General features: G+C 62.2%; 22 protein-coding genes. 18 read left to right on the top strand and 4 right to left on the bottom strand.

Annotated elements, in window-relative coordinates; genetic code table 11:
- Window positions 1–11 precede the first annotated feature (11 nt).
- From RCH91_RS04615 to RCH91_RS04605, 3 genes are all read left to right on the top strand, one after another.
- Window positions 12–917, top strand: a complete 906-nt coding sequence (locus RCH91_RS04615) for a YceI family protein (protein ID WP_306533383.1) — start codon at window positions 12–14, stop codon at window positions 915–917.
- A 73-nt stretch (window positions 918–990) separates the two neighbouring features.
- Window positions 991–2,073 (top strand): ADP-ribosylglycohydrolase family protein, encoded by a 1,083-nt coding sequence (locus tag RCH91_RS04610; RefSeq protein ID WP_306533382.1) that lies wholly within the window; start codon window positions 991–993, stop codon window positions 2,071–2,073.
- 180 nt (window positions 2,074–2,253) lie between these two features.
- The gene (locus RCH91_RS04605; protein ID WP_306533381.1) at window positions 2,254–2,436 is read left to right on the top strand and encodes a hypothetical protein; all 183 of its coding nucleotides are present in this window, start codon (window positions 2,254–2,256) and stop codon (window positions 2,434–2,436) included.
- 4 nt (window positions 2,437–2,440) lie between these two features.
- Here RCH91_RS04605 and RCH91_RS04600 read toward each other — a convergent pair whose 3' ends face one another.
- From RCH91_RS04600 to RCH91_RS04590, 3 genes are read right to left on the bottom strand one after another with little or no spacing between them, the layout of a single operon-like run.
- Window positions 2,441–3,256 carry an RMD1 family protein gene (locus tag RCH91_RS04600; RefSeq protein ID WP_306533380.1) on the bottom strand — a complete coding sequence of 272 codons (816 nt, stop codon included), beginning with the start codon at window positions 3,254–3,256 and terminating at the stop codon, window positions 2,441–2,443.
- Window positions 3,253–4,194 (bottom strand): polysaccharide deacetylase family protein, encoded by a 942-nt coding sequence (locus RCH91_RS04595; protein WP_306533379.1) that lies wholly within the window; start codon window positions 4,192–4,194, stop codon window positions 3,253–3,255. The genes RCH91_RS04600 and RCH91_RS04595 overlap by 4 nt, the downstream gene beginning before the upstream one ends.
- Before the next feature lie 21 nt (window positions 4,195–4,215).
- Complete coding sequence (locus RCH91_RS04590; protein ID WP_306533378.1) at window positions 4,216–5,424, bottom strand: U32 family peptidase; 1,209 nt, start codon at window positions 5,422–5,424, stop codon at window positions 4,216–4,218.
- Between the two features lie 209 nt (window positions 5,425–5,633).
- On the opposite strand from RCH91_RS04590, the gene RCH91_RS04585 reads away from it, so the two are divergent.
- The 10 genes from RCH91_RS04585 to RCH91_RS04540 all read left to right on the top strand — a co-directional run bounded on the left by RCH91_RS04585 (window position 5,634) and on the right by RCH91_RS04540 (window position 14,547).
- Window positions 5,634–6,638 carry a LysM peptidoglycan-binding domain-containing protein gene (locus tag RCH91_RS04585; protein WP_306533377.1) on the top strand — a complete coding sequence of 335 codons (1,005 nt, stop codon included), beginning with the start codon at window positions 5,634–5,636 and terminating at the stop codon, window positions 6,636–6,638.
- A 51-nt stretch (window positions 6,639–6,689) separates the two neighbouring features.
- On the top strand, window positions 6,690–7,766 hold the full coding sequence (dprA, locus tag RCH91_RS04580) for a DNA-processing protein DprA (RefSeq protein ID WP_306533376.1): 1,077 nt from the start codon (window positions 6,690–6,692) through the stop codon (window positions 7,764–7,766).
- Window positions 7,767–7,812: 46 nt separating this feature from the next.
- The gene (gene topA / locus RCH91_RS04575) at window positions 7,813–10,086 is read left to right on the top strand and encodes a type I DNA topoisomerase (RefSeq protein ID WP_306533375.1); all 2,274 of its coding nucleotides are present in this window, start codon (window positions 7,813–7,815) and stop codon (window positions 10,084–10,086) included.
- 57 nt (window positions 10,087–10,143) lie between these two features.
- A complete protein-coding gene (locus tag RCH91_RS04570) occupies window positions 10,144–10,554 on the top strand; it encodes a hypothetical protein (protein WP_306533374.1) in 411 nt (136 codons plus the stop codon).
- Window positions 10,551–11,855: a methylenetetrahydrofolate--tRNA-(uracil(54)-C(5))-methyltransferase (FADH(2)-oxidizing) TrmFO gene (gene trmFO / locus RCH91_RS04565; protein WP_306533373.1), complete on the top strand. Its 1,305-nt coding sequence runs from the start codon at window positions 10,551–10,553 to the stop codon at window positions 11,853–11,855. Before RCH91_RS04570 ends, trmFO begins: the two co-directional genes overlap by 4 nt.
- A gap of 79 nt (window positions 11,856–11,934) precedes the next feature.
- Window positions 11,935–12,222, top strand: coding sequence for a hypothetical protein (locus RCH91_RS04560; RefSeq protein WP_306533372.1), 288 nt, complete (start codon window positions 11,935–11,937; stop codon window positions 12,220–12,222).
- Window positions 12,206–12,784, top strand: a complete 579-nt coding sequence (locus tag RCH91_RS04555; RefSeq protein WP_306533371.1) for a Maf family nucleotide pyrophosphatase — start codon at window positions 12,206–12,208, stop codon at window positions 12,782–12,784. Before RCH91_RS04560 ends, RCH91_RS04555 begins: the two co-directional genes overlap by 17 nt.
- 6 nt (window positions 12,785–12,790) lie before the next feature.
- A complete protein-coding gene (locus RCH91_RS04550; RefSeq protein ID WP_306533370.1) occupies window positions 12,791–13,486 on the top strand; it encodes a YggS family pyridoxal phosphate-dependent enzyme in 696 nt (231 codons plus the stop codon).
- Between the two features lie 100 nt (window positions 13,487–13,586).
- Window positions 13,587–14,381, top strand: a complete 795-nt coding sequence (locus RCH91_RS04545; RefSeq protein ID WP_306533369.1) for a polysaccharide deacetylase family protein — start codon at window positions 13,587–13,589, stop codon at window positions 14,379–14,381.
- Window positions 14,368–14,547 carry a hypothetical protein gene (locus tag RCH91_RS04540; RefSeq protein WP_306533368.1) on the top strand — a complete coding sequence of 60 codons (180 nt, stop codon included), beginning with the start codon at window positions 14,368–14,370 and terminating at the stop codon, window positions 14,545–14,547. The genes RCH91_RS04545 and RCH91_RS04540 overlap by 14 nt, the downstream gene beginning before the upstream one ends.
- Window positions 14,548–14,560: 13 nt before the next feature.
- On the opposite strand, the gene proC is transcribed toward RCH91_RS04540, so the two are convergent.
- The gene (gene proC, locus RCH91_RS04535) at window positions 14,561–15,373 is read right to left on the bottom strand and encodes a pyrroline-5-carboxylate reductase (RefSeq protein ID WP_306533367.1); all 813 of its coding nucleotides are present in this window, start codon (window positions 15,371–15,373) and stop codon (window positions 14,561–14,563) included.
- A 288-nt stretch (window positions 15,374–15,661) separates the two neighbouring features.
- Between proC and RCH91_RS04530 the strand changes: the two genes are divergently transcribed.
- The 5 genes from RCH91_RS04530 to nspC are packed head-to-tail and all read left to right on the top strand — an operon-like array spanning window position 15,662 to window position 19,485.
- A complete protein-coding gene (locus tag RCH91_RS04530) occupies window positions 15,662–16,207 on the top strand; it encodes a helix-turn-helix domain-containing protein (protein WP_306533366.1) in 546 nt (181 codons plus the stop codon).
- 26 nt (window positions 16,208–16,233) lie between these two features.
- On the top strand, window positions 16,234–17,430 hold the full coding sequence (locus RCH91_RS04525; protein WP_306533365.1) for a saccharopine dehydrogenase family protein: 1,197 nt from the start codon (window positions 16,234–16,236) through the stop codon (window positions 17,428–17,430).
- Between the two features lie 56 nt (window positions 17,431–17,486).
- A complete protein-coding gene (locus tag RCH91_RS04520) occupies window positions 17,487–17,903 on the top strand; it encodes a nucleotidyltransferase domain-containing protein (RefSeq protein WP_306533364.1) in 417 nt (138 codons plus the stop codon).
- Window positions 17,903–18,334, top strand: coding sequence for a DUF86 domain-containing protein (locus RCH91_RS04515; protein WP_306533363.1), 432 nt, complete (start codon window positions 17,903–17,905; stop codon window positions 18,332–18,334). Before RCH91_RS04520 ends, RCH91_RS04515 begins: the two co-directional genes overlap by 1 nt.
- Complete coding sequence (gene nspC / locus RCH91_RS04510; RefSeq protein WP_306533362.1) at window positions 18,331–19,485, top strand: carboxynorspermidine decarboxylase; 1,155 nt, start codon at window positions 18,331–18,333, stop codon at window positions 19,483–19,485. The genes RCH91_RS04515 and nspC overlap by 4 nt, the downstream gene beginning before the upstream one ends.
- The last annotated feature ends 119 nt before the right edge of the window (window positions 19,486–19,604 follow it).

The raw sequence follows: 19,604 nt of genomic DNA, 5'->3' as shown, positions 1-19,604 counted from the left end.
AGTTGATCACAATGAATGCAATCGTGTCCTGCAACGAAGTGATACGGCGCATCGATGCAGGTGCGGTGGTCATCGATGTGATGACGCCGGAAGAGTACGCCATCCGCCATGTGGCAGGCGCCAAAAATGCCTGTATCTACGAGATGGTGTTTCTCGACCATATGGCCGAACAGGTCCCTGATCGTGATACTGAACTGATAGTCTACGATGCCACCGGCACAACACGGGCGGCCGAGCTGGCCCGGGAACGGCTGCTTCAGGCCGGCTATAGCCATGTTTCCGTTCTTGCCGGGGGGCTTGCGGCCTGGCGCGGCGCAGGTCTGCCGGTGGAGGGCGATCAGCAGGCTATTGTGACCGAAGCGGAGCTGCGGGACGGCACCTACCGGATCGACATCGAAAAAAGCACACTGGAGTGGATCGGCCGCAACCTCAACAAACGTCACAATGGCAGCATCTCCGTCCAGACGGGAGAGCTGGTTATTGCCGACGGGAAACTGTCAGCGGGAACGATCGTGCTGGATATGACGACGATTTCCAATGCTGATCTGCAGGACCCTGACTGGCGTGTCATGCTGATACGACATCTCATTTCAGATGACTTTTTCGGGGCTGAACGGTACCCGACCGCCTCGTTCACACTGAACGGATGGGAAGCACAGGCAGAGGCTTCACCGGAAGCGCCCCAGGGGATTGTTACGGGTGAGCTGACAATCAGGGACGTGACCCGGCCAATCAGTTTCCCGGCCACAGTCGCTCCGCAGCAGGATGGCAGCATCCAGGCCCATGCGGCCTTCGACATCGACCGTACCCTCTGGAATGTCTGCTACGGGTCGTGCAGGCTGTTCGAGCATCTTGGCATGCATCTGGTACATGACATGATCAGCCTGGAATTGTTTATCGTGGCACGCAGAGCATGACTTTTGATCGCATTCCGGCAGCAGGTGAGTTTGGGCGCTAACCAGCAGGCTGAGGAGATGGCGGGAGGCCACTATGCCAGACACAACTATCCAGGACCGGGCGGCCGGTGCGATCATGGGCGCCTTTATCGGTGATGCACTGGGGCTTGGACCGCACTGGTATTACGATCTTGCCGAGTTGCGCCGCGACTACGGCGAGTGGATCAACGGCTATACCGATCCCCGGCCAGGCCGCTACCACGCCGGGCTGAAGGCGGGGCAATCTTCCCAGGCCGGTTATATCCTGAAGTTGACGCTCAGTTCACTGGTTGCGTGCGGACAGTATGATGAAGCGGACTTTTGTCGCAGAATGGATGAAGAGTTGTTGCCATTACTGGATGGCACTCCCTTAAATGGACCGGGCGGCTATACCAGTCAGTCGATTCGCGACCTGTGGCGGTTGAGGGTACGGCAGAAACTCCCCTGGGGGCAAACCGGAGGCCACGCCGACACAACCGAGGCTATCGAACGCACCCTGGCCTTGGCGGTCCGTTATGCCCTTGACCCGGCCCGACTGGCCGGCACGGTCACCAGTAACACCATCCTGACCCAGAACGATGATACGGTGGTGTCAATGACGGTGGCCTTCGGAGCAGTTCTGGGGCTGCTGGTCCAGGGGCACCCTTTGGATACCCGGTTGTCAGGCAGGTTGATGAAGCTGGTGCATGAGGGAGTACTTCCCTTCCACGCGGTGACCAGCGACAATCTGCAGCCACCGCGCCCCGGTGATCCCGACCCGCCTCGCGCCGGGAGGTTTGCCTCTCCGGATGCCCTGCTGACCCCGTCCCACATGGCTGCAGCCGCTGCGGACCCGGACATTCGTATCGAACCGGCCTGGAAAGTGTCAATCGTTTATGGCATGCCCTGTGCCATCTACCACCAGTTGCCGGCGGCCTATTACCTGGCGGCCCGTTTTCACGATGACTTTGAATCCGCCCTGCTGCATGCGGTCAATGGGGGTGGGCAGAACCAGGCACGCGCTATCCTGACCGGTGCTCTGGTTGGCGCTCAGGTCGGTTTTTCGCGGATACCACAACGTTTTCTGGACGGCCTGGAAGAGTCCGCCTCCCTGCGAACGTTGGCCGAGGAGCTGGCAGCCAGAGTCGAAAAATCATAACGTTGCTGGGTATTGAAATCGAGGATAGTCACATGCCTGATCTGACAAACTGGTGCTCGTTGGCGCACGGCTAGAAGGCTGACATATTCAGGGAGTTGTCCAAGGTTTAAGGCAGTCGTAACGTCGCCGCAACATCGACACGCTATGATGGGGGCAAAACCATTTACAGGAGGCCTACCCATGAACATCATACCGCTCGGTGACTACTACGCCTGGTACTGCGACTGGTGCGATACCCGCAACCTGACCCTTCAGCAGAAGTTCGCGACCGGCACCGTAACCTGCGGGGCCTGTCACAAGCATTTCACCCCCCACGCCTGCGAGGGGCAGGACGAGCGTTTCGCCCTGTGCGGGCGATTTTAAGTCCCTAGCGCATCAGCTCGAAGATGTAGATCACGATCTCGATGAAGATGAGGATGATGATAATCCACTCAAGGCGCGAGGCGCGGCGGGCGTGGGCGAGACTCGTGAAAACCCCGGTGATGTCCAGCAGGGTCTCTCCCTTGTGTTTGATCTCGTTGTAGCGCTGGTTCAGCTCGAAGATGTTGGCCATGGTCTGGTAGAGCCGGTCCGCCACGGGGTTCTCCCAGGTGAATTCCGGTTTCTCCAGGACCATGATGTGGGAGATGGACTGGTACTTGTAGGTGAGGACGTTGGCCGCCAGCTTCGCCAGGCGCCGGTCCGAGATCCCCAGTTTTCCCCGGTCGAGAAGGGCGATGATGGCTTCCATCTCGTCGAGAACCTGGTCCACCCGCTCCTCGATCCGCTCCAGGGCCACCGATTTGGCGATGACAAAGCAGATGGTGTCCACGCAGGCGGGGTCGTACCCCGGCATGGTCGCCACGTCGTTGGTCACCTCCAGCCGTTCCCCCTCCCCCCGTTTCAGGGAGTACTCGTCCCGGTACCGGATTGCCGGATATTCCTTGAACTGGTCCGCGTAGTGCCCCATGCTCAAGAAGAAGGAACTGACCTCCTCCTCTGCGCAGTTCACGAACACCACCCCCCCGAAGTAGTAAAGGTAAACCCGCTTGGCGTCCCCCATATCTCCCGAGAGGGGCCTGAGGCTCGCCTGGTCGAGCACCATCGGCTCCTCCCAGCGGTAGCGCCGGGGAAAGCCGAGGCCCCCTGCCAACCGGTTCAGATCCAGCTCCCCCGAAAGGGCATAGGCGGTGAATTCGATCATGGGTGCTCGCCTCCTCTCCCCCGCTGCCCATTGCTGACTTCTGCCCCTTGCAGCGCCACCTTTCCGGGGCGACCGGGGAGTTCCGCCATGGTCAGCTCGCAGCGGGGGGCTCCTGCCCGCTGTGCCTCTTCCGCCGCCTCGCCAAGGGTCACGAAGCGGGCATCGATCCTCTGGAGGCGATGGAGAAACTCCTCAAAGCAGTGCGCCATCTTCCCGCCTTCAATCTCGGCCTGTATCGTGTGGACGTTGAGACCCGGGCGGAGATGGGTCATGAGGCGCTCCGCCACGTTCTGGCGGGTGGCTTCGCGGCGCACGATCAGCTCGTCCAGGGTCGGCATGGTCGTCGGCACCTGGAGGGTGGCGAAGCGCCGCCCCTCGATCACCGGAAGGAACGGTGCGATCCCCCGACAGTCGCTGGCATAGGCGAGATACATGGCGTCCTGGATCTCGAGGGAGTCGGCCGATACCTGCCACCCCGGCGCGGCGACGGTCTTGACGCGCCGGCCGAGCACCTCCTCGAAGAGGGCGCAGGCCCTGCCCAGTTCCAGGGCCAGCATGTTTTTCGGGATCCAGGGGAGGAGGTCGTGCCACTTGACGTGGTCCCATCCGTGGGTGCCCACTTCGTGGCCCGCTGCAACAGTCTGGCGGATGGTGTCGGCACGCTTAACGCCGATGAGGGGCGAAGGGATAAGGATGCCCGAGAGGAGGGTCCGCATCCCGTAGAGGGCGGGGGTCCCCAGCCGGGTCGCGGCCCGGAGGAAGCCCCGCTGGGTGATGATGCGGCGGATTGCCTTCGCCGTGTTGTCGGGCCCCATGGCGAAGTAGAAGGTGGCCCTGATGCCGCGGCGGCCAAGGATTTCGACAAGCCGAGGTATACCGTCGCGGGTGCCCACGTAGGTGTTGGCGTCGATCTTGAGGGCGATGGTGGGCGGGGTCATGGGGGCTCGTTCCGGGGCGGCCTAGCGTTCCCGCCGGATGAGGTCGTAGCGTTCCGCCGCCACGGGAAGGCGCAGGCGGATTCGCTGGTTCGGGTGGGCCTCGGTGAGACGGTTCCCGTCCGTGTCGGTGAAGTCGTCGAGCCGGTGGAGGGTCGAGCGCATCCGCCGGCCGATCACCTCCACCGTGGCGCCGGCCACTATCCGGTTGCGGGCTTCCACGACGACAGTGCCGTCGGGGTGCGCCTCTTCCACCACACCGACGAACTCGTGGCTGCGCCGGTAGCGGGAGTCGAATTCCAGGTCCACATCCACGGGCTTCCCCAGGAAAAAGCCGGTGGTGTATCCCCTGTGGCTGATCTTGGAGAGCTCTGCGAGCCATTCGGGTCGAACGCGCCAGTCCCGGGGATCGGCGGCGTAGCTGTCGAGGGCCTCCCGGTAGACCCGGACCACCGATGCCACGTAGTGGATCCCCTTCATGCGTCCCTCCAGCTTGAGGGAATCGGCGCCGGCCCCCACCAGTTCGGGGATGTGGCGGATGAGGCAGAGGTCCTTGGAGTTGAAGATGAACGTCCCCCGATCATCCTCCACCACCGGGAAGTATTCGCCCGGCCGTGTCTCTTCCACCAAGGCGTAGCTCCAGCGGCAGGGGTGGGCACACTCCCCTTTGTTGGCGTTGCGGCCGGTCATGACGCTGGAGAGAAGGCAGCGCCCCGAGTAGGAGACGCAGAGGGCGCCGTGGACGAAGACCTCCAGCTCGGTCGTGACCCGTTCCCGCGTCTCGCGGATCGCTTCAAGGGACATTTCACGGGCCAGGTTCACCCGGGCGATCCCCTGCTCCTGCCAGAAGAGGACGCTGCGCCAGTTGGTGGTATTGGCCTGGGTGGAGAGGTGGATGGCGCGGTGGGGTGAGATGCGGCGGATGGCGGCGATCACCCCCGGGTCGGCGGCGATATAGGCGTCGAAGGGGACCGCCGCCACCTCTTCCAGGTAGCGGTCCAGGTCCGCCAGCTCGTGGTTGTCGGGAAAGGCGTTGACTGTCAGGTAGACCTTCACCCCCCGGTCGTGAGCGTAGGCAGCCGCTTCGGCCATGTGGGCCAGGGTGAAGTTGTCGGCGAGGCTGCGGAGCCCGAACTTCTGTCCCCCCAGGTAGACGGCATCGGCGCCGTAGTGGATGGCCACCTTCAGTTTTTCCAGGTTGCCGGCCGGCGCGAGGAGTTCGGGGATTTTCATGGGAGGCCTCTTGGCATGATGCATGCTTTCTAGTAAAGGTTCAATGGGCGGCACGGGGAGCCCTCGGGGCACGAAGGTGCTTCCGGCCGCAGAAATCCTAGCATATCCGTTGGTTGAATGAAACCCCCGCGGCCTGTTTGTCCTTGACAAAAAACGTACACGGACCTTAGTATCCGAACGATTAACGCGTGTCTGAACGGGAGGCGACCATGAAAAGAGTGTTCTCCATCGGCTGCATGCTCCTTGCCGGAGCGCTTCTCACCGTCGGCACCGTCCGGGCCGCGTCGGAGGAGCCGACAATTTACGTCATCCAGAAGGGCGACACCCTGTGGGGGCTCTCGGACCGCTTCCTGAAGGACCCCTTCTACTGGCCGAACCTCTGGGCCAGGAACCCTGCCATCGGCAATCCCCACTTCATCTATCCCGGTCAGCGGGTCCGCGTCTACCCCGACCGGATCGAGATCGAGCCCCGAACCCCCGTCTCGCCAGGCACTCCCGCCGTCCAGCGCCTTTCCGAGGAGCCGGTTCCAGAGCGGAGCTTCCTGGTGAGCGGCAGCGAAGGGTTCCTCATGGAGAAGGGGCTCAAGCCCTCCGGCCGTATCATCACCACCAACCAGAACCGCCAGATCGTCGGCGAGGACGACATCGTCTACACCGACATCGGTACGGTCCACGGGGCAAGGGTGGGGGACCGGTTCTCCATCTACAAGAAGCTTGACGCCATCAGCCACCCCGTGTCCAACGTGATTCTCGGTGAAAAGGTGATCCCCCTCGGCACGCTGCAACTCACCGACGTGGAGGAGAAGGTTTCCAAGGCCATCGTCACCAAGTCGTACCAGGAGATCGGTCCCGGCTCCTTCCTCCTCCCCCACCGGGACAAGCGCCGGCAGATCCCCCTCAGGGCAGCCGACCACGACCTCGCCGGCTACATTGTCGAGACCCAGACCGGCAACACCGCCATCGGCGAGGGGGACATCGCCTTCATCGACCTGGGGGAAAAGCAGGGGATCGAGCCGGGGTATTTCCTCTACATTCTGCGGGATGTGGTGCCTGACCAGCAGTACGCCGACATCTCCGTGGAGAAGTTGCCCTCGGAAGTGGTCGGCGCCCTCGTGGTGGTGCAGTCGGGAGAGAATACTTCCACGGCCCTCGTGGTGAAGAGCATTGATACCATCTACCGGGGAGACCGGGTAGAAGTCAGAAAAACCAGGTAGCCCCTTCCTTGCGGGGATCGGTCCGCCGGTCCCCGCTTCTCGTTCGTGCCCATGGATCATTACCACTGGTTTGCCCTCAAATCCGTCCCCCTGGTGGGAAATGTGCTCTTCCGGCGCCTGCTGGATTGCTTCGGCTCGCCCGAAGCGGTCTTCGGGGCGTCCGACGCCGAACTCGTTTCCGTAAAAGGAGTGAGCCCGACGGTCGTTGCCTCTCTGCGGGGCCATGACCCGCACCCCTTTGCCGAGAGGGAGCGGGCGGCGGTCAGGCGCGTGGGGTGCCGCATAGTTACTCTGCTCGACGACGAGTATCCGCCGCTTCTGCGGGAGATCGCTGATCCACCCCCCTTCCTCTACGTTCGGGGAAGCCTTGCCGGCATCGGCACGGCCGTGGCGGTGGTGGGTTCCCGCCGGGCCTCGGCCTACGGCCGGACCGTGACCGAGCGCATGGCCGAGGAGCTTTCCCGGCACGGGGTTTCGGTGATTTCCGGTCTGGCCCGGGGAATCGACACCGCGGCCCACCGGGGAGCCCTGAAGGGTGGGGGAAAGACCGTCGGGGTGCTCGGCTGCGGCGTGGATGTGGTCTATCCCGCGGAGAACCGCCAGCTCTTCGGGGAGATGGCCGAACGGGGGGCGGTGGTGTCGGAATTCCCCCAGGGGACCGGCCCCCTGGCCGAGAACTTCCCCCGCCGCAACCGGATCATCAGCGGCATTTCCCACGGCGTTCTGGTGGTGGAGGCGGCTGAGCGCAGCGGTTCCCTGGTCACGGCCCGCATCGCCCTGGACCAGGGGCGCGACGTCTACGCCATACCCGGTAATATCACCAGCGACGGGAGCCGGGGCGCCAACCGCCTCATCCGCGAGGGGGCGAAGCTGGTGGAGAGCGTTGAGGATATCCTGGAGGAACTCCCCGGCGGGAGAGTGGCCCGCAGGGGGATGCCGGCGCCGGCGCCAGACCTCCCTCCGGCCGAGGCGGCGGTCTTCGCGCTCCTTGCCGCCGAGCCGCTCCACATCGACCAGATCATTGCCAAAAGCGCGTTGACAGTGGGGGAGCTTTCCGCTATGTTGTTGCGCCTGGAACTCAAGGGGGCTGTAACTCAGCTTCCTGGCAAGTATTTTTGCACAAACTGACACGTCCGGGACCCCCGGCGTTACCCATTTAAATCGGATAACTCCTATGCCACAACACCTCGTCATCGTCGAATCACCCGCCAAGGCCAAGACCATCGAGAAATTCCTCGGCAAGGACTACCGGGTCATGGCCTCCTACGGCCACGTGCGCGCCCTCCCCAGCAAGCAGGGGTCGGTGGACGTTGCCAATGATTTCGAACCAAAGTATGCCGTTCTCCCCGAGAGCAAGCGGCACATTGACGCCATCAAGAAGGAGCTGAAGGAGAGCGACATCCTCCTCCTCGCCACTGACCCCGACCGCGAAGGGGAGGCCATCTCCTGGCACCTCCTGGCGGCTCTCGGCATGGACAGCAAGAAGAAGTCGGTGCCGGTGAAGCGCGTCGTCTTCCACGAGATTACCAAGGACGCCATCGTCCACGCCGTGGAAAACCCCCGGGATATCTCCCTGGAACTGGTGGATGCCCAGCAGGCCCGCTCCATCCTCGACTATCTCGTCGGTTTCAACCTCTCCCCCTTCCTCTGGAAGAAGATCCGCTACGGCCTCTCCGCCGGCCGGGTCCAGTCGGTGGCCCTGCGGCTCATCTGCGAGCGGGAGAAGGAAATCAAGGCGTTCCAGGAGCAGGAGTACTGGACCATCGGCGCGGAGCTTGCCACCGGCAAGGGGCAGAAGTTCACCGCCAATCTGGTGGAGGCCGAGGGGAAAAAGCTCGGCAAGTTCGACATTCCCGACGACAAAGCCGCCGATAAGCTCGTGAAGGCCCTTGAAAATGGCGCCTACAGCGTCGACAAGGTCACCAGGAGCGAGCGCAAGCGGACCCCGGCGCCGCCCTTCACAACCTCTACCCTCCAGCAGGAGGCGGCCCGCAAGCTGGGTTTCTCGGCCAAGAAGACCATGTCCACGGCCCAGAAACTCTATGAAGGGGTCGCCATCGACGAGGGGTTGGTGGGTCTCATCACTTACATGCGTACCGACAGCGTGGTGCTGTCGAACCAGGCCCTCCAGGAGGCCAAGGAGGTCATCACCTCCCTCTACGGCAAGGAATACGCCCTGGCCAAGCCCCGCTTCTACAAGAACAAGGCCAAGAACGCCCAGGAAGCCCACGAGGCGATCCGCCCCACCTCCATCGCCCACACTCCCGCGGAGCTGAAGAAATACCTTTCCTCTGACCAGTTCAAGCTCTATGACCTCATCTGGAAGCGGACCGTGGCCTGCCAGATGGCTGAGGCGCTCCTGGACCAGACCTCCGTCGACATCGGCGCCGGCAAGGGTTACCGCTTCCGGGCCGCCGGCACCGTGATCCGTTTCCCCGGCTTCATGAAACTCTACATCGAAGGGGTCGACGACCAGACCGAGGAGAAGGAGGGGACCCTGCCACCTCTCACGGAAGGGGAACTCCTGAAGCTCCAGAAGCTTCTTCCGGAGCAGCACTTCACCCAGCCGCCGCCGCGCTACACCGAAGCAAGTCTCGTGAAGACCCTGGAGGAGTACGGAATCGGGCGCCCCTCCACCTACGCATCCATCATGAACACGCTCCTGGAGCGGAAATACGCCCGCCTCGACAGCAAGCGCTTTTTCCCCGAGGACGTGGGGATGGTGGTGAACGACCTTCTCACCAACCATTTCACCCAGTACGTGGACTACAACTTCACCGCCAGCCTCGAAGAGGAGCTGGACCGGGTCTCCCGGGGGGAGAAGTTGTGGAAGCCCCTCCTCCACGAGTTCTGGGGGCCGTTCAGCTCCCTCCTGAAACAGAAGGAAGGGGAGGTGAGCAAGGCGGACCTCACCACCGAGGCCACCGACGAGCTCTGCCCCGACTGCAGCCGGCCCCTGGTGGTGAAGCTCGGCAAGCGGGGGAAGTTCATCGCCTGCTCCGGCTACCAGGAAGGGTGCACCTACACCCGCAACATCGCCCAGGGTGAGCAGCAGGAGTCGGCCGAGCCGGTCTTCTCCGAGGAGAAGTGCGAAAAGTGCGGCAGCCCCATGCTCATCAAGGACGGCCGCTTCGGCAAGTACCTGGCCTGCTCCGCCTATCCCGCCTGCAAGAATATCCAGCCCCTCGTGAAGCCCAAGGGGACCGGCCAAACCTGCCCCGAGTGCAAGGAAGGGGAGCTGACCGAGAAGAAGTCCCGCTACGGCAAGATGTTCTACTCCTGCAACCGATACCCCCAATGCAAGTTCGCCCTCTGGGATCCTCCCCAGCCGGGGCCGTGCCCCACATGCGGCTTCCCGCTCCTGGTGAAAAAGGTCTACAAACGGGAAGGGGAGTTCCTTAAGTGCCCGAAAGAAGGGTGCGACTACCGGACCGAAGGGAAGAAGTAGCCGCGAGACTGACCAGGCGGGGAGCGATCCCCGCCTTTTTAGCAAACGAAGGAACCCATGATGATGAACGACTTGCACGAAGCCTGCGAGCAGTGCCGCTTTGCCTACGCGCGGATCGATACCGAGTGCTGGGGTGACCAGGGGGCCCGCAGGGTCATGTGTCCCATCTGCGGCTGGACCAAATACGAAGAACATTCGTCGGGCGATGCTCCGGCCGCCATCACCAAGAGGAGTGTCAAGCGGGGCCATGGCGCCTACCGCCTGATCCCTCCCGGCGGGTTCTCTGGCTACAATGCCTTCCACGAACCGCCGACCCCGGAGGTGGTGAGACACATCCAGGCACTCCTGGACCGGGGCTGGAAAGGGTACCTCACCATCTGGGACGAGGAGCGGGGCAAGGCGCGGCTCGTGGCCGGGCATCCGCTGCAGCGCTACGAGATTCCCGACGATGAAGGGAGCGCGTCGTGACGGAGGCCATCACCATCATCGGCGGGGGGCTCGCCGGGTGCGAGGCCGCGTGGCAGGCGGCGAAGCGCGGGGTGCGGGTCACGCTTCACGAGATGAAACCCAACGGCTACTCGCCGGCCCACCAGATGCCGGGGCTCGCGGAGCTCGTCTGCTCCAACTCGCTCCGGGGAGAGTCCCTGGAGAATGCCGTGGGGCTCCTCAAGGAGGAGCTGCGGCGGGCCGGCTCCCTCCTCATGGCGGCTGCCGACGCCACCCGGGTGCCTGCCGGCGGAGCCCTGGCGGTGGACCGGGAACTCTTCTCCGCCTGGGTCACCGAGCGGATCGAGAACCATCCCCTCATCGACCTTGTGCGGGGTGAGGTGACGGATATCCCTCCCGAGGGGATCGTGGTTGTTGCCTCGGGCCCCCTCACGAGCGATGCCCTGGCCGAAAGGATCAGGGCGCTCACGGGGCCGAACCTCTATTTCTACGACGCGATTGCGCCCATCGTGACCGCCGAATCCCTCGACATGACCAGGGTCTTCCGGGCCTCCCGCTACGGCAAGGGGGACGGCGACGACTACCTCAACTGTCCCCTGGGTCTGGAAGAGTATGAGCGATTCGTGGACGAGATCCTTGCCGCCGAAAAGGTTGCTGCCAGGGATTTCGAAAAGGTGGTACACTTTGAGGGGTGCATGCCGGTGGAGGAAATGGCCGAAAGGGGTCGTGAAACGCTCCGCTTCGGCCCCCTGAAGCCGGTGGGGCTTGCGGACCCCCGCACCGGGGAGGAGCCCCATGCCGTGGTGCAGCTGCGGGCCGAGAACCGGGAAGGGACCATGTTCAACCTGGTCGGCTTCCAGACCAAGCTCACCTATCCCGAGCAGCGGCGGATCTTCCGGATGATCCCCGGCCTGGAGAACGCCGAGTTCGTCCGGCTCGGCTCCATGCACCGCAACACCTTTATCAACGCGCCGGCCCTTCTTGCTCCTACGTTTCAGCTGAAAGGGGACTCCCGCATCCTCTTTGCCGGTCAGATCACCGGGGTCGAGGGGTACGTGGAGTCGGCAGGGAGCGGTTTCCTGGCCGGCATCAATGCTGCCCGGCTCGTCCGGGGAGAGGAGCCGGTCGTGCCGCCGCCGGCCACGGCCCTCGGCGCCCTGGTGACGCACATCACCAATGCGGACGTGAAGCATTTCCAGCCCATGAACGTAAACTACGGGCTCTTTCCTCCCCTGGAGGGGAAGGTGAAGAAGAAGGAGAGGCGGGGCAAGCTTGCGGAACGGGCGCTGATGGAACTGGCCCACTGGATCGAGACAGCGTAGGGGGCACCCATGTGTGCGCCCTTTGCCCGAGGCCTCAATGAACAGGGCGGACACATGGGTCCGCCCCTACGGAGTACCAATGAACGAAAAGGAAAAACAGGAAATATCCCTCATTGGCAGGCTCATCTCCATGGAGACGCTGCTGATTCTCATGGGGATTGTCTCCCTCGGCTACGGGATCGTGAATGCCCAGGTCATGAGCGTCTTCTGGGGGGTGATGATTCTGGTGGGAGCCGTGGTCCTCTACTTCGTCAGGAAGAAGGACTGGAAGAAGCACTGGGAGGAGATGGAGGGGGCGAAGCGCCGCTACGAGGAGCGGATGAAGGCCCAGGATCAGAAGGAGAATGATGATGCAGGAAAGCAGTAGGATCGTCCTGGCGTCGGCATCGCCGCGGCGGCTGGAGCTTCTGGCCTCGGCCGGCGTCGAGTTCGACGTCTTCGCCAGCGATATCCCCGAGGAGCCCATACCGGGCGAGGGCCCGGCCGACTTCTCCGTGCGCCTGGCAAAGGACAAGGCCGTGGCCACCGCTGCCCGGGTTGAGGGGCGCTGGTTCATCGGCGCCGACACCATCGTGGTCTGCGCCGGCGAGATCATGGGGAAACCCGTGGACGAGATCGACGCCACGTGGATGCTGAAAAAACTCTCCGGCGTCCCCCATGAGGTAATCACCGGCTACGCCATCTACGACAAGGAGCGTGACGGTCTTCTCTGCAAGGCGGTGGTGACCAAGGTCTTTTTCAAGGGGCTGCGGGACGATGAGATAAGCGCCTATGTGGCCACCGGCTGCCCCATGGACAAGGCCGGCGCCTACGCCATCCAGGGGGGGGCTGCGTACATGGTGGAGCGTATCGACGGCTCCTACACGAACGTCGTAGGGCTTCCGCTTTGCGAGGTGGTGGAAGATCTCCGTAAACTGGGGGCTCTGTAGGACGCCATGTCAATCGCCACGAACCTGACCCATCTCCATGAACGGATAGCCATCGCGACCCGGCGGGCCGGACGCGACCCGGCGTCGGTACGGCTTGTGGCGGTCTCCAAGACCAAACCGGCCGAGGCGGTGGAGGAAGCGGCCCGGGCGGGGCAGCGGCTCTTCGGCGAGAACTACGTGCAGGAGTTCATTGCCAAGGCTCAAGAGGTGCGGGAGCCGGTGGAGTGGCACTTTATCGGGGCGTTGCAGAGCAACAAGGTGCGGCAGATCGCCGGACTCGTAACCCTCATCCACTCGGTGGACCGCCTCTCCCTGGCCCAGGAGATCGAGCGCCAGTGGGCGAAGCTCAACGCCATCTGCGATATCCTCATCCAGGTGAACATCGCCGGCGAGGTGACCAAGTCGGGCACCACCGCCGAGGAACTCCTGACCCTCATTAGGGAGGTGGCGCTCCTTCCGCACTTGCGGGTTCGGGGGCTCATGACCATGCCCCCCTTCTTCGACGATCCCGAGGGGGCTCGCCCCTATTTCCGGGAGCTGAAGCGGCTCGTCGGCATCGTCGCTGCCGAGAGCATTCCCGGTGTCTCCATGGACGAGCTTTCCATGGGTATGTCGGGGGATTTCGAAGCGGCCATCGAGGAGGGGGCCACGCTGGTTCGCATCGGCACTTCCCTCTTTGGCGAACGGGAATACCACCGGTAGGCACCACTCTTTCCGAAATTCCTCTCCCGAGATAAAACCTTGGCAATTTTCTTGCTGTAACGTTCCCCTGAATGATTGAACCCGGAGGTCTTTTCACTGTATGAAATTCCGTGCTGTCTTCGCCTTTCTTGTCTTTATGCTTCTTCCCGCCATCGTCTCCGCGAGTCACCCGCCCCAGGGATTCAACGTCCCGATCCTTCTCTACCACCGCTTTGGTACCACCGTTGCCGACAGCATGACCATCAAGACATCGGTCTTCGAGGAGCACCTGAAGTATCTCAGGGATAACGGCTACAAGGTGATTCCCCTTCGTCAGGTGGTCGATTTCTATCTGAGGAAGGGGCCGCCGCCGCCACCGAAATCGGTGGTCATCGTAGAGGATGACGCCCACAAGTCGGTCTATACCGATATGCTCCCCCTGGCCAAAAAGTACCGGGTGCCGGTGACGGTATTCATCTACCCTTCGGCTGTCTCCAACGCGAAATACGCCATGACGTGGGACCAGCTCCGGGAGCTGAAAAAGACGGGGCTTTTCGATTTCCAGTCCCACACCTTCTGGCATCCCAATTTCAGGAAGGAGCGGAAAAAGCTGAATCCGGTTGAGTACGACAAGCTGGTGGAGTCGCAACTGCGGAAATCGCGGGAAAGGATAGAGAAGGAACTGGGGGTGAGCGTGGATATGCTTGCCTGGCCCTTCGGTATCTACAGCGACGATCTCCTCCGCCGGGCTGGTTCCCTGGGGTACCGGGTCACCTTCACCGTTGAACCCCGTCACGCGACCCCGGCCGACCGCGTCATGGCGCTCCCCCGCTATCTGATGAGCAATGGCGACCAGGGGAAGGCATTCGCGCAGATTCTGGAGGGGCGTGGGGGTAAGAGGAATGCCGTCTACTGATCCACCGAAGAAGCATCCCTGCCCTGACTGCCGGTTCTGCCAGTGGTGCGGGGATGATCGCTGTTCCCTCTGTCTGGGAGGCCGGAAGCGGGGGAAGAAGCTCTCCCTGGCGGAGCAGATCGAGCTCTTCGAGAAGGTGAACCGGGGAGAGGGGCAAGAAACTTGAATTGCTGAAGACGCTACTTCTTCCCCAGTTCCGCCGAGCGAACGGTGGCCGCGTCCACGGCGGCCATGACGGCGCCCCGGAAAGAATCCCGCTCCAGGGAGGCGACGCCGGCGATGGTGGTGCCGCCGGGTGAGGTGACCTTCTCCTTGAGCACCCCCGGGTGGTCGCCGGTTTCAAGGAGGAGCTTCGCGGACCCAAACACTGTCTGGGCCGCCAATTGCGTGGCCACGTCGCGGGGAAGACCGTTCTTTACGCCGGCATCGGAGAGTGCCTCAATGAACATGAACACGTAGGCCGGGCCGCTGCCGGAGACGCCGGTTACCGCATCCATGAGCTTTTCGTCCACCACGCAGGTGGTCCCCACCAAGTCGAAGATTCCCCGTGCAAAGAACAGATCGTCGTCGGTGGCGTTCTTTCCCCGGCAGAGGGCCGATGCCCCGGCAAGAACCAGGGCCGGGGTGTTCGGCATGACCCGGATCACCCGGGAGGAGCCGCCGCAGGCTTCCTCGATGCCGCCGATGGAAATCCCCGCCATGATGGAAATGAGAAGCTTTCCGTCGAAGCCGCCTGCCCCTAGGGCCGTGGCCATACCCCGAAAGACCTGGGGCTTCACGGCAATGATCAGGGCGTCGGCCCCGGCAGCCGCTTCGCCGTTGTCGGTGTGGACATCGATGCCGTAGGTGCCCCGCAGAAATTCCCGCCGCTCGGCCACGGGTTCCGCCACCACCAATTCCGCCGCCGTTACCCCGCCGGCCAGAAGTCCCTTGATGATAGCCTCCGCCATGTTCCCGCCGCCGATGAATCCGAGTTTTCGCCCATGCAGCATCCCTGTCCCTCCTTGAAAAAAGTATAGTCCCTCCTACGGCATACGCCTGAAAAAGTCAAGCCGGTGATCTGCTTCCCTTGCCAGGATGATACGGCTTTATCAATATTTTCGGGGCCGCTAATAAATCGTTGACACCCTGTTTTCTTTATATTATATACCACCCCTTGTGTGCGTCTGATTAAACCAAAAGTTTAGAAATGCTAAACCCTCTGCTTGACAGAAAGTTTAGAAATGCTAAACAGCAAGTATAGGCAAAATGATTAGCTTTTTGGGACGAGGAGAATCGGCGTGAAGATCGGCGAGCGGTTGAAGCGGCTCAGGATGATCAACTCCCTCACCCAGGAGGAGCTTGCGAACCGGGCCGACCTGACCAAGGGGTACATCTCCCAGTTGGAGAACGACGCTACGTCACCCTCTATCGCCACCCTGAAGGACATCCTCGACGTCTTTGGCGTGAGCATGCAGGAGTTTTTCGGTGACCCCATCGGCGAGGATGTGGTTTACGGCAAGGATTCCCGGGTTCAGCCCTCGGCTGACGACGCCGCCGTCACGGTGGAGCTCCTCGTTCCCGGCGCCCAGAATCGGGAGATGGACCCTGCCCTCGTGACGCTGGCCCCCGGCGAGGAGATGGACGAGCAGAATTTTCACGAGGGGGAGGAGTTCGGCTTTGTCCTCCTGGGCAAGATCCAGCTTCGGCTGGACGACAAGGTCTATACGGTGAAAAAGGATGAGTGCTTCTACTTCACCTCGGACAAGCGGCACACGGTGAAGAATATCGGCAAGGGACCGGCGAAGATCCTGTGGGTTGTTACGCCCCCCACGTTTGATTACTGATAACGGGAATCGAAGGAGACCAACCAATGAGCAAGGTACTGATAATCGGAGCAGGTGGCGTCGGCCAGGTCGTTACCCACAAGTGCGCCCAGCGCAGGGACATCTTCAGCGGTATCACCCTGGCCTCCCGGACCAAGGCCAAGTGCGACGCCATCGCCGCCCAGCTGAATAACAGCATCAATACGGCCCAGGTGAATGCCGACAACGTTCCCGAGCTGGTGGCGCTCATCAAAAAGGAGCAGCCGAAGCTCGTCATCAACGTGGCCCTGCCGTACCAGGACCTGACCATCATGGACGCATGCCTGGAGACGGGGGTCGATTATCTCGACACCGCCAACTACGAGCCCCGGGACACGGCCAAGTTCGAGTACAGCTGGCAGTGGGCCTACCAGGACCGCTTCAAGGGTGCGGGGCTCATGGCGCTTCTTGGTTCAGGCTTCGATCCCGGAGTGACCAATGTCTATACCGCCCTGGCCGCCAAGAAGTACCTGGACGAGGTGCAGGAGATCGACATCATCGACGCCAACGCCGGAAGCCACGGCCAGCCCTTCGCCACCAACTTCAACCCGGAGATCAACATCCGCGAGGTGACCGCCCCGTGCCGCCACTGGGAGAACGGCCAGTGGGTGGAAACCGGCGCCCTGGCCACGAAGCGGAGTTTTGACTTCCCTGACGGCATCGGCCCCATGAACATCTACCGGATGTACCATGAGGAGATGGAATCCATCGTCAAACACATCCCGACCATCAAGAAGGCCCAGTTCTGGATGACCTTCTCCGACAACTACCTGAAGCACCTGGAGGTGCTGCAGAACGTGGGGATGACCCGCATCGACGAGGTGGAGTACAATGGTCAGAAGATCGTGCCGCTCCAGTTCCTGAAGGCCGTCCTCCCCGACCCCGGCAGCCTGGGACCGCTCACCAAGGGAAAGACCTGTATAGGTGTGGTGGCCCGCGGCCTCAAGGACGGCAAGCGTCGCCAAGTCTACATCTACAATATCTGCGACCACGAGGCCTGCTACAAGGAGGTCGGTTCCCAGGCCATCAGCTACACCACCGGCGTTCCGGCGGTGGTGGGGGGCATCATGATGCTGACCGGGAAGTGGCGCGGCGAAGGGGTCTTCAATATGGAGCAGTTCGATCCCGAGCCCTTCCTGGAAGTGCTTGGCCCCATGGGACTGCCTACGGTTGTCGTCGACGGCGGCGAGTGGCCGGAGCTGTGAGGCCTGCACCCTTTCGTCGTGAAGCAGCAGATTGTATCGTCTAAGGTAGAGCGGGAATGATCAAGAATAAAAAGCTTCCGGACGACATTCTCAGCCGCATCGACCCGCTGGGAGCTTTCCTCGCTCGGGACGAGAGGGTGATCTTCGCCTATCTCTTCGGAGGCTTGGCAAAAGGGGCGCCGAAACCCCTTTCCGACGTGGATATTGCCGTATATCTGGCTCCAGGGATGACAGGGGGAGACACAAAGGCCGAGTTGTCCGGTTTCCTGTCGGACATTCTCGGTACGGATGAGTTCGATCTGGTGGTCCTGAATACTGCGCCGTTGAGTCTCGTCGGAAGAATCCTCGGCACCCGGCGGGTGATTACGGACAAGCAGCCGTATCTCCGTCACGCCTTCGAGTCTCGCATCATGCGGGAGTTTTTTGATTTCAGACGCAAAGAACAGGAAATCCTCTTCAGGAGGTTTGCGTAATGGTGGATGTGGCGCTTGTCCTGCGCAAACTGGCGTCGCTGGAGGATTACCGGAAGCAGATCTCCGAGTTCTCCTCCGTCACGGTGGATGGTTTTCGGAGCGACTGGAAAATTCAGCGCATCGTCGAACGAACCCTGCAGATGATGATAGAACTCTGCGCCGATATCGCCGGCCATGTCATTTCAGATGCGGCCCTGAGGACTCCGGAAACCTATGCCGATACCTTCCGTGTTCTGGGAGAAAACGGCATCCTGACGGCGGAACAGACTGCCGTCATGGAGAAAATGGCAAAGTTCAGGAATGTCGTGGTGCATCAGTATGAAGCCGTTGACGCCGAGATCGTCGTGCTCATCCTGCGGAAACATCTTGACGACTTCCATCTGTTTTCCGATGCCATCGCACGACATCTCGGCGTAAAGACAAAGATATGACCGGAATCGACATTGAAAAAATCCTGAAGCTCGCCCCATCCCCCGCCTACGTGGTGGACCTGGGGCGGCTGCGCCACAACCTGGCCATCCTGGACGAGGTGCAGCGGAGGAGCGGGGCCAAGATCCTCATGGCGCTGAAGGCCTTCGCCATGTGGAGCGTCTTCCCGATCATCCGTGAGACCCTCCAGGGGGTCTGCGCCAGCTCTCCCTGGGAGGCGCGGCTGGGGCGCGAGGAGTTCGGCCGCGAGGTCCACAGCTTTGCCGCCGCCTTCAAGGAGAGCGACGTGGTGGAGCTCCTCTCCCTCTCCAACCACCTGGTCTTTAACTCCTTCAACCAGCTGGAGCGGTTCCGCCCCCTGTGGGAGAAGGAGCGGGGGAGGGTTTCCATCGGCCTGCGTGTCAATCCCGAGCACTCCGAGGGGCATACCCCCATCTACGACCCGTGCGCGCCGAAATCGCGGCTCGGCATCCCCCGGCGGGAGTTCGACGGCAGATCCCTGGAGGGAATCGAAGGACTCCACTTTCACACCCTCTGCGAGCAGCTCTTCGAGCCCCTGGAGCGGACCGCGAAAGTCTTCGAGGAGAAGTTCGGCCAGTTCCTCCCCGGCATGAAGTGGCTGAACCTTGGCGGCGGCCACCATATCACCCGCAAGGGGTATGACATCGACGCCCTGGTGGAACTGATCAAATACTTCAAGGGGAAATACGGGGTGGAGGTCTACCTGGAGCCGGGTGAGGCCATCGCCATCGGCACCGGCATCCTGGTGGGAGAGGTACTGGATGTGGTGCGCAACGAGATGGACATCGCCATCCTCGACGTATCCGCCACCTGCCACATGCCCGACGTGCTGGAGATGCCCTACCGCCCCGGCATCACCGGAGGCTTCGACCCCGGTGAGAAGGCCCACACCTACCGTCTCGCCGGGCCGTCGTGCCTGGCGGGGGACGTCGTCGGCGACTGGTCCTTCGAAAAGCCGCTGAATCCGGGGGACCGGCTGGTCTTCGAGGACATGTCTCACTACACTATGGTGAAGACCACCACCTTCAACGGCATCCAGCACCCGGCCATCTGCACCTTTGAGCCGGAGACCGGCGAACTGCGGGTGGTAAGGAGTTTCGGGTACAAGGATTTCAAGGTCAGGCTTTCCTGATCTCGTTTACAAAAACCACTGTCAGTGCAGCGATGTCAGATTCGTGATGATAACAGTGGCGGAGAGGAGTCCGGCCCGCAGGCGTAGCAGCGCTACGTCGAGGAGCAGGACGACGAGCC

It is taken from the genome of Geobacter sp. (assembly GCF_030834625.1).
In the GTDB taxonomy this organism is placed as follows: Bacteria; Desulfobacterota; Desulfuromonadia; order Geobacterales; family Geobacteraceae; genus Geobacter.
This window is presented reverse-complemented; position numbering and strand designations above follow the sequence as displayed.